Origin of the sequence: Xenorhabdus santafensis (assembly GCF_033949405.1) — a bacterium.
Taxonomy (GTDB): domain Bacteria; phylum Pseudomonadota; class Gammaproteobacteria; order Enterobacterales; family Enterobacteriaceae; genus Xenorhabdus; species Xenorhabdus santafensis.
In genome coordinates, this window is sequence record NZ_VCDN01000021.1 from 97,045 (window position 1) to 110,673 (window position 13,629).

General features: G+C 46.8%; 13 protein-coding genes. 5 read left to right on the top strand and 8 right to left on the bottom strand.

Going from position 1 to position 13,629, the window contains the following annotated elements; all coding sequences use genetic code 11:
- Window positions 1-38 precede the first annotated feature (38 nt).
- The 3 genes from parC to FE392_RS07000 all read left to right on the top strand — a co-directional run bounded on the left by parC (window position 39) and on the right by FE392_RS07000 (window position 3,970).
- Window positions 39-2,291 (top strand): DNA topoisomerase IV subunit A, encoded by a 2,253-nt coding sequence (gene parC / locus FE392_RS06990; RefSeq protein ID WP_319929504.1) that lies wholly within the window; start codon window positions 39-41, stop codon window positions 2,289-2,291.
- A gap of 135 nt (window positions 2,292-2,426) precedes the next feature.
- Window positions 2,427-3,158, top strand: a complete 732-nt coding sequence (locus tag FE392_RS06995) for a 1-acylglycerol-3-phosphate O-acyltransferase (RefSeq protein ID WP_319929505.1) — start codon at window positions 2,427-2,429, stop codon at window positions 3,156-3,158.
- Window positions 3,159-3,238: 80 nt separating this feature from the next.
- Window positions 3,239-3,970 carry a 1-acylglycerol-3-phosphate O-acyltransferase gene (locus FE392_RS07000; protein ID WP_319929506.1) on the top strand — a complete coding sequence of 244 codons (732 nt, stop codon included), beginning with the start codon at window positions 3,239-3,241 and terminating at the stop codon, window positions 3,968-3,970.
- Between the two features lie 154 nt (window positions 3,971-4,124).
- Here FE392_RS07000 and FE392_RS07005 read toward each other — a convergent pair whose 3' ends face one another.
- Both FE392_RS07005 and FE392_RS07010 read right to left on the bottom strand, forming a co-directional pair.
- Window positions 4,125-4,607: a RidA family protein gene (locus tag FE392_RS07005; protein ID WP_319929507.1), complete on the bottom strand. Its 483-nt coding sequence runs from the start codon at window positions 4,605-4,607 to the stop codon at window positions 4,125-4,127.
- Window positions 4,608-4,620: 13 nt separating this feature from the next.
- Window positions 4,621-6,045 (bottom strand): NAD(P)/FAD-dependent oxidoreductase, encoded by a 1,425-nt coding sequence (locus FE392_RS07010; protein ID WP_319929508.1) that lies wholly within the window; start codon window positions 6,043-6,045, stop codon window positions 4,621-4,623.
- 808 nt (window positions 6,046-6,853) lie between these two features.
- On the opposite strand from FE392_RS07010, the gene ftsP reads away from it, so the two are divergent.
- A complete protein-coding gene (gene ftsP, locus FE392_RS07015) occupies window positions 6,854-8,296 on the top strand; it encodes a cell division protein FtsP (protein ID WP_319929509.1) in 1,443 nt (480 codons plus the stop codon).
- Between the two features lie 174 nt (window positions 8,297-8,470).
- Entirely contained in the window at window positions 8,471-8,956 is a 486-nt protein-coding gene (gene folA / locus FE392_RS07020; protein ID WP_319929510.1) for a type 3 dihydrofolate reductase, read from the top strand.
- A 107-nt stretch (window positions 8,957-9,063) separates the two neighbouring features.
- Here folA and apaH read toward each other — a convergent pair whose 3' ends face one another.
- From apaH to FE392_RS07050, 6 genes are read right to left on the bottom strand one after another with little or no spacing between them, the layout of a single operon-like run.
- Entirely contained in the window at window positions 9,064-9,885 is an 822-nt protein-coding gene (apaH, locus tag FE392_RS07025; RefSeq protein WP_319929511.1) for a bis(5'-nucleosyl)-tetraphosphatase (symmetrical) ApaH, read from the bottom strand.
- A gap of 3 nt (window positions 9,886-9,888) precedes the next feature.
- Window positions 9,889-10,266, bottom strand: coding sequence for a Co2+/Mg2+ efflux facilitator ApaG/CorD (gene apaG / locus FE392_RS07030; protein ID WP_319929512.1), 378 nt, complete (start codon window positions 10,264-10,266; stop codon window positions 9,889-9,891).
- Between the two features lie 27 nt (window positions 10,267-10,293).
- Window positions 10,294-11,118: a 16S rRNA (adenine(1518)-N(6)/adenine(1519)-N(6))-dimethyltransferase RsmA gene (gene rsmA, locus FE392_RS07035; RefSeq protein WP_319929513.1), complete on the bottom strand. Its 825-nt coding sequence runs from the start codon at window positions 11,116-11,118 to the stop codon at window positions 10,294-10,296.
- On the bottom strand, window positions 11,111-12,112 hold the full coding sequence (gene pdxA, locus FE392_RS07040; protein WP_319929514.1) for a 4-hydroxythreonine-4-phosphate dehydrogenase PdxA: 1,002 nt from the start codon (window positions 12,110-12,112) through the stop codon (window positions 11,111-11,113). The genes rsmA and pdxA overlap by 8 nt, the downstream gene beginning before the upstream one ends.
- Window positions 12,090-13,394 (bottom strand): peptidylprolyl isomerase SurA, encoded by a 1,305-nt coding sequence (surA, locus tag FE392_RS07045; RefSeq protein ID WP_319929515.1) that lies wholly within the window; start codon window positions 13,392-13,394, stop codon window positions 12,090-12,092. The genes pdxA and surA overlap by 23 nt, the downstream gene beginning before the upstream one ends.
- Window positions 13,391-13,627 (bottom strand): hypothetical protein, encoded by a 237-nt coding sequence (locus FE392_RS07050; protein WP_319929516.1) that lies wholly within the window; start codon window positions 13,625-13,627, stop codon window positions 13,391-13,393. Before FE392_RS07050 ends, surA begins: the two co-directional genes overlap by 4 nt.
- Window positions 13,628-13,629 lie beyond the last annotated feature (2 nt).

Consider the following 13,629-nt stretch of genomic DNA (forward strand, 5'->3'; position numbering starts at 1 on the left):
GTACGGTAGTCAAAACAGGATCCTGAGGAAATAAATACATGAGTGAGATAACTCACGATGGTGTGGAGCGCCAGTCGCTTCACACGTTCACTGAAAACGCCTATTTGAATTACTCCATGTACGTCATCATGGACAGGGCGCTGCCTTTTATCGGTGATGGTTTAAAACCCGTTCAGCGCCGCATTGTCTATGCGATGTCAGAGCTGGGGCTGAATAACAGCGCCAAATTTAAAAAATCTGCCCGTACAGTGGGTGACGTGCTCGGTAAATACCATCCGCATGGCGATGGCGCTTGTTATGAAGCGATGGTTTTAATGGCACAGCCTTTCTCATACCGCTATCCGCTGGTGGATGGTCAGGGTAACTGGGGTGCCCCGGATGATCCGAAATCCTTCGCCGCGATGCGTTATACCGAATCCCGCCTGTCCAAATATGCAGAGTTGCTGCTGAGTGAATTGGGGCAAGGTACAGTGGATTGGGTGCCAAACTTTGATGGCACTTTGCAGGAGCCGAAAATGCTGCCTGCTCGCTTGCCCAATATTTTACTCAATGGCACCACCGGCATCGCCGTGGGGATGGCAACTGACATTCCGCCGCATAACTCCCGTGAAGTGGCGAATGCATTGATTGCGATGCTGGATAAACCGGAACTGTCGCTTGATGAGGCGATGGAATATATCAAAGGGCCGGATTACCCAACAGAAGCTGAGATAATCACGCCAAAGGAAGATATCCGCAAAATCTACAAAAGCGGCCGTGGCTCAGTGCGCATGCGGGCAGTGTGGTCGAAAGAAGAGGGCAACGTCATTATTACTGCCCTGCCACATCAAGTCTCCGGCGCGAAAATCTTGGAGCAAATCGCCAGCCAAATGCGGGCGAAAAAATTGCCAATGGTTGAGGATCTGCGTGATGAGTCCGATCACGAAAATCCGACACGTTTGGTGATTGTTCCACGCACCAATCGTGTGGATGTTGAACAAGTGATGAATCACCTGTTTGCGACCACCGATCTGGAAAAAAGCTATCGCATTAACCTTAATATGATCGGCTTGGATAATCGCCCGGCAGTTAAAGGCCTGGTTGAAATCCTTAGCGAGTGGCTGGTTTACCGTCGTGAAACCGTGCGTAAGCGATTGAATCACCGTCTGGAAAAAGTGCTTAAGCGCTTGCACATTCTGGAAGGTTTGCTGGTGGCGTATCTCAACATTGACGAAGTGATCCATATTATTCGCAATGAAGATGAACCCAAGGCCGTATTGATGTCGCGTTTCGGATTAACAGAAACGCAGGCCGAAGCCATTCTGGAATTGAAATTACGTCACTTGGCGAAGCTGGAAGAAGTTAAAATCCGTGGCGAGCAGGACGAGCTGGCAAAAGAGCGCGACAAGCTACAGTCAATCTTGGGTTCAGAACGAAAATTAAATACGCTGCTGAAAAAAGAAATTATTGCGGATGCCGAAAGCTATGGTGATGAACGTCGCTCCCCACTGAAAGAGCGCACGGAAGCAAAAGCCATGAGCGATCATGATATTTTGCCATCAGAACCAATTACGGTTGTGATGTCAGAAATGGGGTGGATACGCAGCGCGAAAGGGCATGAAATCGATCCGGCTGGTTTGAATTACAAGTCCGGAGATAACTACCGCAGTGCGGCACGTGGCAAAAGTAACCAGCCTGTGGTCTTTATTGATTCGACCGGGCGCAGTTACTCGGTAGACCCACTGGATTTGCCATCAGCCAGAGGGCAGGGCGAACCGCTGACGGGTAAATTGGCATTGCCGGCCGGGGCATCGGTTGAACACCTTTTGATGGCAAAAGAAGATCAAAAATTCTTGATGGCATCTGATGCGGGTTATGGCTTTATTTGTACTTTCAGTGATCTCATTGCCAAAAACCGTGCAGGTAAGGCATTGATTACTTTGCCTGAAAATGCCAAAGTCATGCAGCCGCTGGAGATCAACAATGAACAGGATGACATGCTATTGGCGATCACCAAAGCCGGTCGCTTGTTGATGTTCCCGGTAGCTGATCTGCCACAGCTTTCAAAAGGCAAAGGTAATAAAATTGTCTCCATTACTGCAGCCCAGGCAGCGTCAGGGGAGGATATGCTGAGCTGGTTGCTGATCCTGCCTCCACAGTCTTCGATCACGCTTTACTTCGGCAAGCGTAAGTTACTGCTTCGCCCAGAAGACTTGCAGAAATTCAGGGCGGAACGCGGCAGGAAAGGAACTTCTCTGCCACGTGGTCTACAGCGTGTTGAACGCGTCGAAGTGGATACACCCAAACCATAAAATAAATTGAGGCAACCGCTATACCCATCGAGTTTCAAAATGCAGCACAATCAACAAGGCTGTCACTTGAGAACTCATGGAATTAAATTATAACTCGGGCCAGCTTGATACTGGCCTGCTTTGCAAGAGGCAACCATGCTCGCGATCATTCGTGGAATTATTGTTATTCTTTTTACTATTCTGGTCTTTCTCTTCGGTGGTATTTACTGCTTATTCAGCCCACGCAATCCACGCCATGTGATGACTTTTGGGCACGCGTTTGGCAAATTGCACAAAATATTCGGCATTAAGCTGGTGGAACGCATTCCTGCCGATGCCCGTCAGTACGGCCCCAGTATTTATATCGGCAATCACCAAAATAATTTCGACATGATTACTATGTCGAATGCGGTGCAGCCGCGTACCGTGACCGTTGGCAAAAAAAGCTTGGTATTTATTCCCTTTTTTGGCCAGCTTTATTGGGTGACAGGCAATATTCTGATTGATAGAAATAACCGGACAAAAGCACACGGTACAATTGCACAGGTTGTTGAACAGATCAAAAAACACCAGATTTCAGTCTGGATGTTCCCTGAAGGAACTCGCAGCCGGGGCCGTGGTTTGCTGCCATTCAAAACCGGTGCTTTCCATGCGGCGATTACGGCAGGTGTGCCAATCGTACCTGTTTGTGTTTCTACCACACACGGCAATATAAAACTTAACCGCTGGAATAACGGCACGGTGATTGTTGAAATGCTGCCACCGATTGATACGACAAAGTACTCCAAAGAGCAGGTTCGTGAACTGGCAGAACATTGCCGGCAACTGATGCAGAACAAGATCGAAGAGTTAGATAAAGAAGTTATCGAACTGAATAAGCAAAAATAATTAAACTGTAGGATTACTGTATAGAATCATGATAATTGTGCAAGCCAGCATCAAACTGGCCTGCTTTACAAGAGGCAACTATGCTCGCGATCACTCGTGGAATTATTGTTATTTTGTTTACGATTCTGGTCTTTATCATCGGCGGTATTTACTGCCTATTCAGCCCACGCAACCCACGTCATGTGATGACTTTTGGCCGCACATTTGGCAAATTGCGCAAGTTATTCGGCATTAAGGTATTGGAACGCATTCCTGCCGACGCCTGTCAGTACGGCCCCAGCATTTATATCGGCAACCACCAAAATAATTTCGACATGATTATAATGTCAAATGCAGTGCAACCGCGTACCGTGACCGTTGGCAAAAAAAGCTTGGTATTTATTCCCTTTTTTGGCCAGCTTTATTGGGTGACAGGTAATATTCTGATTGATAGAAATAACCGGACAAAAGCGCACGGTACAATTGCACAGGTTGTTGAACAGATCAAAAAACACCGGGTTTCAGTCTGGATGTTCCCCGAAGGAAACCGCAGCCGGGGCCGTGGCTTGCTGCCGTTCAAAACCGGGGCTTTCCATGCGGCGATTACAGCAGGCGTGCCTATTGTGCCTGTTTGTGCTTCTTCAACGCACGGCAATATAAAACTTAACCGCTGGAATAACGGCACGGTGATTGTTGAAATGCTGCCGCCGATTGATACGACAAAGTACACCAAAGCGCAGGTTCGTGAATTGGCAGAGCATTGCCGGCAACTGATGCAGAATAAAATAGAAGAATTGGATAAAGAAGTTAGCGAACTGAATAAGCAAAAATAATTGAATGGCGCCCAAGTGACGAAAATCGTCAGACATTTTCAGCTAAGTTAAAGCAAAAACGAAAAGACCTGAATCCGGTAAGAATACCGGATTCAGGCCAGTTAACAATGATAGCGGTTTATGGCCTTTACTGATTTAGCCGGCCTCGTGTCAATCAAGGACGAACAGCAGTCACTTCAATCTCAACACGCCATGCCGGATTAGCCAGTTTTGCTACCTGAACAGTCGTGCGGGCCGGAAGTTTGTCGGTGTTCTTTTCATTGAAAAACTTGGAATAACCAGCCATAAAACCTTTGAAATCCATATTGCCGTTGGTTTCATTGCCGCCGACTAAAAACACCTGCATTTTGACGACATTTTTCATTTCCAGCCCGATTTTACCCAGATGACTTTGGATCTGCGTTAGCACGTTAACGGTTTGTGTCTCGGTATCACCATACGAAGCCAAAACACCTTCAGGCGCATCTTTCGCGATTTTCGTCGGGACTTTCCCGCTGAGGAAAATAATGGATTTGTTACTGCTGACCTCCACAGACTCAGCGATCGGCATCCCTTCCAGCTTGTGGTAACGAATACCTTCAGCGTTGGCAACACCCCAGACAAATGGAATTACTAACAACATGTTTTTTAAGCGCATAATCATCCTCTATTTACGAATTGAAACGCGAGAGACTGAATGGCGTCGGGTCAATAATTGGCTTTTTGCCCATGACGATATCCGCTGTCATTTCTGAAGCTGCGGGCCCTTCCGTCATACCCCAAATCGATGCAGTGTTAATGACAAGCCCCGGGTATTCCTTCACTTCCGAAATGATTGGATCCTCGTCCGGAGCCGGGCTGACTATCGCCCCCCAGCGCTCGACAACTTTAGAATTTTCGAACACGGGAAATTCAGCTTTCATCAGATCAAATACCGTATCCAAGTGCACATTGCTTTGCGTTGCCGTCACAGTACGATAAGTTTCAAATGGCGAGATTTCATCCAATTTCCAGTGAGTAGGCATTTTGAAAGAATTGGGTAGATCTTTACCTAGCGAGAAATAGAGTGGCAGCTCGTCACCACTCAGCAAATGAGCGAACTTAGACCCCAGCAGGAAACTGTCTTTCACGATGGAACTGGTGAAGATTCTCGGCGCAACGGCATAGGTGCCGTCTGCTTGTTCGCGGAAATGAATACCGGTCGGCAGATGAACGTTGCCACGAGGTGCGCCGGGTACGCCGGAAACACGTTGTTGTGACAGGTAGACATCCAGTGTTGGAATATCTACGCCAAGGTTGCCCATGAAGAGCCTCGACCAAATACCCGTTGCCAGCACAACGGAGGATGTTTTGACGCTCCCCCTTTCAGTTACAACGTCAGACACTTTCCCACCAGATGTTTCGATACCACGCACGGCGCAGTGGGTGAAAATTTTGACGCCGATCTCCATGGCATACTTCGCCAAAACAGGCACGCCGGTTTCGGGATCTACGCTGCCGGCATCCTCTTCAAAACCGGCAATTTTCCACGGCGTTTTCGCGTCGACCAGACGTTTAGCCAGCTCATTGCCTTCAATAAATCGGGTTTCTAAAGGCGTGCCGAAATCATCATAATGTTGGGCGGCTTTGACCCACGCGATAGCATTCGCCAGATCTTCTTCACTCGACGGGACTTCAACGCGCCCCTGCGTTCGGTAGCTGGTATCAGCGCCGATCTTTTCATTCATTCCACGCCACAGTATTTTGCCATAGTGGTGCATCGGGAAGACTTCAGGCGATGTTTTGTAGCTGATGATTTGGCTATAAGCACGACCAGACTGCTCTCCTGCAATGTCACCCTTTTCAAACAGAGTAACGCTCATACCTCTTTCTGCGAGATTAATCGCTGTCAGAACACCTTGGATACCACCGCCAACAATGACGACATCAGATTCTTTAGGCAGTTCTCCAACTGTACCATTCACTGGTAATGCTCTGGATTTGCTAACAATAAACGTACCCTCACGACGAATCATCGGAACTAAAACCGAAGCCCCACCTGCTAATACGCCAGCAGCACCAAGCCCTAACAGCAATTTTCTCCGAGAGATCTGCATATTCACCTCTACTCCCCTTGAATCGGGGGTTAGTCATATATGGAACCACTCTTATTACTTTAGAGAGGCTAAAGTGTTATTTATTGAGTAGTGTGTACTAAATTTTGATACTCACTACTGCTCAAGGCATATTTGGCATTTTTTGCTACTTTTTCCCATAAACAACAAACAGTTATTTATCGCCAAGATAACCTGCATTTTGACTTAGTGGATTCGACGGGGAGGCAGGGAGAACGATAGTAAGTTAAGGAAAGTAACTAACTAACCCGATTATCGGAGAGGTCACAAAAAAGGAGAGGAAAAAGTGTTCCTGTCACTTTGGTCACATTATCCGTTTTGTTAAGTAACCTTCAGTTATTGTCAGAATATTACAGTAGAAGAACGCTCCCCATTTGCAGGGCATTCGTTGGGAGAGTTTGGCGTTGAATATGTCCTATACTCGTCGTACTTCAAGATGTATTTATGTTCTCCCCGAGGCGCAGGGAAAACATAAGCGGCCTCCTGCAATTTGAAGCTAATTGCGTATATGACTTAAAGTCAGGAATATAATGTGTACGGGATAAATTATAAATTTAAGATAGTTTTAGAATTTATCTCACATTCGAGATATGATTGCGCCTAATAAATTACCGTTTTTATTAAACGCAATCGATAGAATATTAAACCCCGATAGCCACTATCGAGGGTTCCATCCCAGTAATTATTTGAATTATGCAGTCATTGTGTAGTGTTTGCGTCTAGACTGGCAATCATTGGTGTTGCTGTTTTTGTCTTTTGTCGTGAATATTATCCCTGCTGTGGAGAATGTATGTCACTGAGTCGGCGCCAGTTTATTCAGGCATCTGGTTTGGCAATGTGTTTAGGGGCAATTCCTTTTGCGGTTCGGGCTAATAAAAGCCAACAAACCAAGTTACCCGTTCCTCCCTTATTGGAATCCCGAGGTGGGCGACCACTGTTTTTATCTATACAAAAAGCCCATTGGTCATTCAATGGCCAAAATAAAGCCCGGGTTTGGGGCATCAATGGACATTATCTGGGGCCAACTATTCGGGTTCGCCGGGGAGATGATGTCAAACTGATATATAACAATCGCCTGTCTGAAGATGTTGCCATGACAGTGGGTGGTTTACTGGTGCCCGGAACCTTGATGGGCGGATCATCACGCCTAATGTCGCCGGGAGAAAACTGGTCACCTGTTATCCCAATCGATCAACCCGCAACAACTTGCTGGTATCACGCCAATACGCCAAATCGCATGGCACAGCATGTTTATGCGGGGCTGGCAGGTATGTGGCTGGTGGAAGATGAAAACAGCCGCAGCTTGCCTTTGCCGAAAAATTATGGGGTCGATGATTTTCCTGTCATTTTGCAGGACAAGCGATTGGATAATTTTGGCGTACCGGAATATAACCCTCCTGCCAATCAAGGTTTTTTGGGGAACACGTTGGTTGTGAATGGCGTTGAAAACCCTTTTGTTGAAGTCGCCAGAGGTTGGGTTCGATTGCGTTTACTCAATGCTTCCAATGCTCGTCGCTATCAGTTGCAACTCAGTGACGGGCGGCCATTTTATATGGTCGGGACTGACCAAGGCTTACTGCCTGCGCCGGTGGCTGTACAGCAATTGCCGCTGGCACCGGGAGAGCGCCGTGAGGTTTTGGTTGATATGTCCAAAGTGGAAAGTGTTACGATTACGGCGGGAGAATCAGCCAGTGTCATGGATCGCCTGAAAGGGTTGTTTGAGCCCTCGACCAAATTATTGTCAGCAACGGTTCTGACGTTGAAGGCTTCTGGTTTACTGCCTTTAGTAACGGATCAATTACCGGCTCAGTTGGTGGCTGATAATCCACAAATCAGCTCTTCTATTCGGAGTCGTCAGCTTTCACTGGGGGATGCTTCGCAAGGTATCAATGGCACATTGCTGAATGACAATCGGATAGACATCACCAGCCAGCAAGGGGCGTGGGAGCGCTGGATCATCACAACATCAGTTCCTCAGCCTTTCCATATTGAAGGGGTAAGATTCAAGGTGATTAGCCTGAATGGAAATCGCCCGGAACCTCAGGATTATGGCTGGAAAGATACCATCTGGATCGAAGAGCGGGCTGAATTATTAGTGAATATGATGCAACCATCTTATGATCATTTCCCTTTCATGTACTACAGTCAGATATTAGAGATGGCAGATCGTGGCGTTGCCGGGCAGTTACTTATCAACCCAGCAGGCCTTTATGATACTCAGCAAATAAGATAAAGCTGTTGTTCAGAATATTGTAAGTTGAATAACGAATTGATAAACAATGGATTGTTTAACAATTCATGCACAAATTAATTATTTGTTCTGAATAAATGACTAATCTTATCGACTGAGAGTTGCCCTTTCCGTATAGTGTCAAATTTTCATACTACTTGCCCGTAAGGTGATTTAATGAATATCAGCTTGATTGCTGCGATGGCTATGGATCGAGTTATTGGTATGGAAAACGCCATGCCGTGGACTCTGCCAGGTGATTTAGCCTGGTTTAAACGTAATACACTCGGAAAGCCAGTTATCATGGGGCGAGTTACTTATGAGTCAATTGGCCGACCTTTGCCGGGGCGACTGAATATCGTAATCAGTAGTCAACCAGCAGGTGATGAACAGGTCACTTGGGTCAACACCATTGAAGCGGCTCTGGCGGCAGCCGGGGACGTTGAAGAAATTATGGTGATGGGAGGGGGAAAAATTTATGAACAGTTTATTCCTCTGGCCAACCGGATGTATCTGACTCACATTGATGCAGAAGTTATTGGTGATACCCATTTCCCTGATTATGAGCCTGATGAGTGGAATTCTGTTTTTACTGAATATCATGATGCCGATGAAAACAATTCACACGGCTACTGTTTTGAGATCTTAGAACGTCGGGAGTGATTCGGATACTACGATTCGGATACGACATCACTACGGAGTGTTATAATTCACTCCGTAGTTATTGAGCAGGCGTTATTACACAAAGGCTGTTGATCAAAAGCCATTGCTCAGGATTTCTTGAGCAGTGATGGCTGACGAAAATACTGCTTATCTTCCCACCGCAGCATTGTTAATTCATTTCCCCAGCAGCAACCCGTGTCTAAAGCATAAATGCCAGTGGGTGTTCCCTGACCTTCCAGAGCAGCCCAGTGACCAAACGCGATGGCGTAATCTTCGGGGATCTTGCGTGGCAAGTCGAACCAGGGTTTCAGAGGGGCGGGGGCTTTTTCGGGTTTTGACTTACAGATCATATCCAACTGACCATTTGGGAAACAATAACGCATGCGGGTCAGAGCATTGGTACTGTAACGCAAACGCGCGAGCCCGCTTAATTCGGGTGACCAATTATTCGGCATATCCCCATACATTTCATCGAGAAACAGGGGGTAACTGTCACTGGAAAGGATGTTTTCCACTTCGTGGGCACACATTCTGGCTGTTTCCAAATCCCATTGTGGTGTCAGCCCTGCATGCGCCATGACCAGTTTCAAATCGTCATCTATCTGCAACATCGGCTGTTTTCTCAGCCAATTTATCAATTCATCAATATCGGGTGCTGCGAGTAATTCATCTAATAAGTCTTTTGGCTTATTACGGCTGATTTTTGCGTAAACCGCCAGCAGATGTAAATCATGGTTTCCCAGTACCAGTTTAACTGCGGAACCAAGTTGTTTGACGTGGCGAAGCACAGCCAGTGAATCAGGGCCACGGGCAACCAGATCACCCGTTAACCACAATGTATCTTCGTCAGGATGAAAATCGACTTGCTCTAATAAGGCGAGAAATTCACGATAACAGCCGTGAATATCGCCGATAAGATAAGTAGCCATAAGTTAGTTTATCAGTGTTGGAATAGCGAGCCGGAATACGGGAATGGCAACACGAAACGGGCGGCCATCATGATCAATCATTTCATAGTGGCCTTCCATTGTACCTAAAGGCGTTTCCAAAATTGCCCCACTGCTATAGCGGTATTCTGATCCGGGCGGGATCAAAGGTTGCTTTCCCACAACCCCTTCCCCCTGAACCTCTGTTTGATGACCATCACTGTTGGTTATGCGCCAGTAACGGCTAATGAGCTGTACGGGAGAATGCCCAAGATTACGAATTGATATAGTATAAGCAAACACAAAACGTTGTTGTTCCGGCTGTGATTGGTTTTCTACATAAGTACTTTGTACTTGAATATTAATTCTTGGTTCGTTGAGCATGGTAGCCTCCTGTTGCTGTTACGGCGTTTATTGGTTTCCGGCAACGTTAGGTTGTGATGATAGCCAATTTGCCATTTTACAGTATTGCTCGACAGAGATATTTTCAGCCCGAGTGCTTGGTTCAATGCCCAATTCCAATAACTGTTCAACGGAAAAAATATTCCCGAGACTATTGCGGATAGTTTTCCGGCGTTGGTTAAATGCCTGGGTTGTAATGCGGGCTAACACACGAATGTCATGAACCGGGTTAGGTATCACTTTGTGTGGGATCAGGCGCACAATGGCCGAATCCACTTTTGGCGCTGGTGTAAATGCTGTCGGTGGCACTTCCAGAATCGGAATGACATGACAATAGTACTGCGCCATTACGGTCAAGCGCCCGTATGCTTTGCTGCCCGGCCCCGCGACAAGACGATTAACGACTTCTTTTTGCAGCATAAAGTTCATGTCTGCGATAGCATCAGTATAGCTGAAAAGATGGAACATCAGCGGGGTAGAGATGTTATAAGGTAAATTACCAAATACCCGCAGCGGTTGCCCGAGCTCTTTGGCAATCTGGCCAAAATCAACCGTCATTGCATCTTGCTGAATAATTGTCAGCTTATCTTTCAGTTTTGGATGGACATGCAGACGAGCCGCTAAATCACGGTCAAGTTCTACGACCGTCATTTTATCCATGCGCTCACCAACAGGTTCAGTCAGTGCACCCAGACCCGGGCCGATTTCCACAACGGCTTGACCCGCTTGTGGGTTCATCGCATCGACAATGCTATCAATAATAAATTGATCGGTTAAAAAGTTTTGCCCGAAGCGTTTACGGGCGTGGTGCCCTTGATGGACTTTATTATTCATTACTGTTTTGTATCATTTTAATTGCTAGATTTAATGCGGTAATAAAACTACCCACATCAGCTTGACCTGTCCCCGCCAGCTCTAATGCTGTGCCATGATCGACAGAAGTTCGGATAAATGGCAGGCCGAGAGTGATATTCACCGCTCTGCCAAAACCCTGGTATTTTAGCACGGGTAGCCCTTGATCGTGATACATTGAAAGCACCGCATCAGCATTATCCAAATATTTGGGCTGGAACAGTGTATCCGCAGGCAATGGCCCTTCCAGCCACATACCTTCTGCTCTCAGGCTATCCAAGACAGGGATGATCACATCAATTTCTTCATGCCCCATATGCCCGCCTTCTCCGGCATGGGGATTCAGGCCACAGACATAAATATGGGGGCGGGGAATACCAAACTTGGTTTTTAAATCATGATTGAGGATCGTGACAACTTCCCGCAAAGAATCAAACGTGATTGCTTTGGGAACATCCAAGATAGGCAGATGTGTTGTTGCCAGTGCGACCCGCAACTCTTCTGTTGCCAGCATCATGACGACTTTTGAGCTCTGGCTGTGATCAGCAAAAAACTCAGTGTGCCCGGTAAAAGGAATGCCAGCCTCATTGATGATCCCTTTATGTACAGGGCCTGTGACCAGAGCGGAAAACTCCCCATTCAAGCAACCATCGCAAGCTTTAGTCAGCGTTTCCGTGACATAAATACCATTTTCTCGGTTCAATTCACCTGCAATGGTGGGAGATTGGAGATAGACAGGCAGAATGGTCAGCGTTCCGGCAGCCTGAGAGGATGAAATATGCTCAGGGGAATAAAGTTGTAGTTGTAAGGGTAAGTTCAGTTGTTTGGCTCGCGAAAGCATCAAATCGGGATCAGCACAAACAACCAGTTGGATAGGCCACTCTTTTTGGGCGAGGGCAATAACTAAATCAGGGCCAACCCCGGCTGGTTCGCCGGGGGTGATAACGATAGGTTTATTGTTTTGCATTGCTGCCATCTAAAATTTTCACATACGCGGAGGCGCGTAATTCCTGCATCCAGTTTTGTGCTTCTTCATTGAATTTGCGGTTGAATAGCAGACGGTAAGCACGATCTTTTTCTGCCTCATTAGTTCTATCAACTTTGCGCGTATCAATAAGTTGAATTAAATGCCAGCCAAAAGAAGAGTGAACTGGCTGACTAATCTCACCTTTTTTCAACTTCATCAGCGCATCACGGAAAGCCGGGTCATAAGCGCTTGGCAAATTCCAGCCCAATTCTCCGCCACGCATGGCTGAGCCGGGATCGTCAGAATACTCTTTTGCCGCTTTTTCAAATGTGGTTTTGCCGCTTAAGATCTCTTCTCTGAGTTGCATCAGCTCATTGCGGGCCAACTCATCGTCCATAACGGGAGTGGTTTTCAGCAGGATATGACGGGCATCCACTTCGGTAACCGAAGTCGAAGCACGGCCGCCACGGATATCGTTGACTTTGAGGATGTGGAAACCGACACCGGAACGGATTGGGCCAATAATCTGCCCCTTGTGGGCGGATTGAAGCTGTTCAGCAAACAGAGATGGCATTTCCTGTAGCTTGTTCCAGCCCATGTTGCCCCCTTTCAGGGCTTGGGTATCACCAGAATAAGCGATAGCCAGTTTACCGAAGTCTGCACCATTTTTAAGTTCAGACAAAATCTTCTTCACCGTCGCCTCAGATTTTTCAACCTGCTCTTGGCTTGGGTTTTCTGGCAGAGGTATCAAGATATGGCTGATATTGAAATCCGTATCCATATTGCTCTGGCTACTAATCTGCTTGGCCAGTGAATCAACTTCCTGCGGCAGAATAGAAATGCGGCGGCGGACTTCATTATTGCGTACTTCCGCAATCATCATTTCTTTGCGAATTTGATTGCGGTAGCTATCAAAACTAATGCCATCTGTAGCTAGATTCTGTTTCAACTGAGCAATAGACATTTGGTTTTGAGCTGCAATATCCGTAATCGCAGATTCTACGGCTTGATCCGGAATAGTAATCTGCATTTGTTTTGCCATTTGCAGGATTATGTCATCTGTAATCAGGCGCTCAAGGATCTGGTGACGTAACGTTGCCTCATCCGGCATTTGCTGCCCTGCATGTTTTGCATTGAGTTTAACGGATTGTAAGAGGCTTCTGACGTCGCTTTCCAGTATGACATCATTGTTCACAACAGCTGCGACCTTGTTGAGTTCTTGTGGTGCTGCCGTGGCAACAGAACTTACTGAAAACATCAATCCGAGAATGAGCGATCTCCAGTTCTTCATACATTTCCCATCATTATTAATCCCGCTTTGGCGGAGTTAGTGTGTTTATCCCCTTCGTCTTTCAAGCTGCCTCGTTGTTGGCTGTGCTCATTCACCCCAGTCACATAGTTATCTATGCTCCCGGGGATTATGGAAGGCTCTTGCCTCTCGCCAGGGGCCAGCCTTTGGCTGTTCAAATTCGTTCCCGACGAATTTGTCATGCCCTTGCTGCCGCGACGCAACTTGAAATCCATTG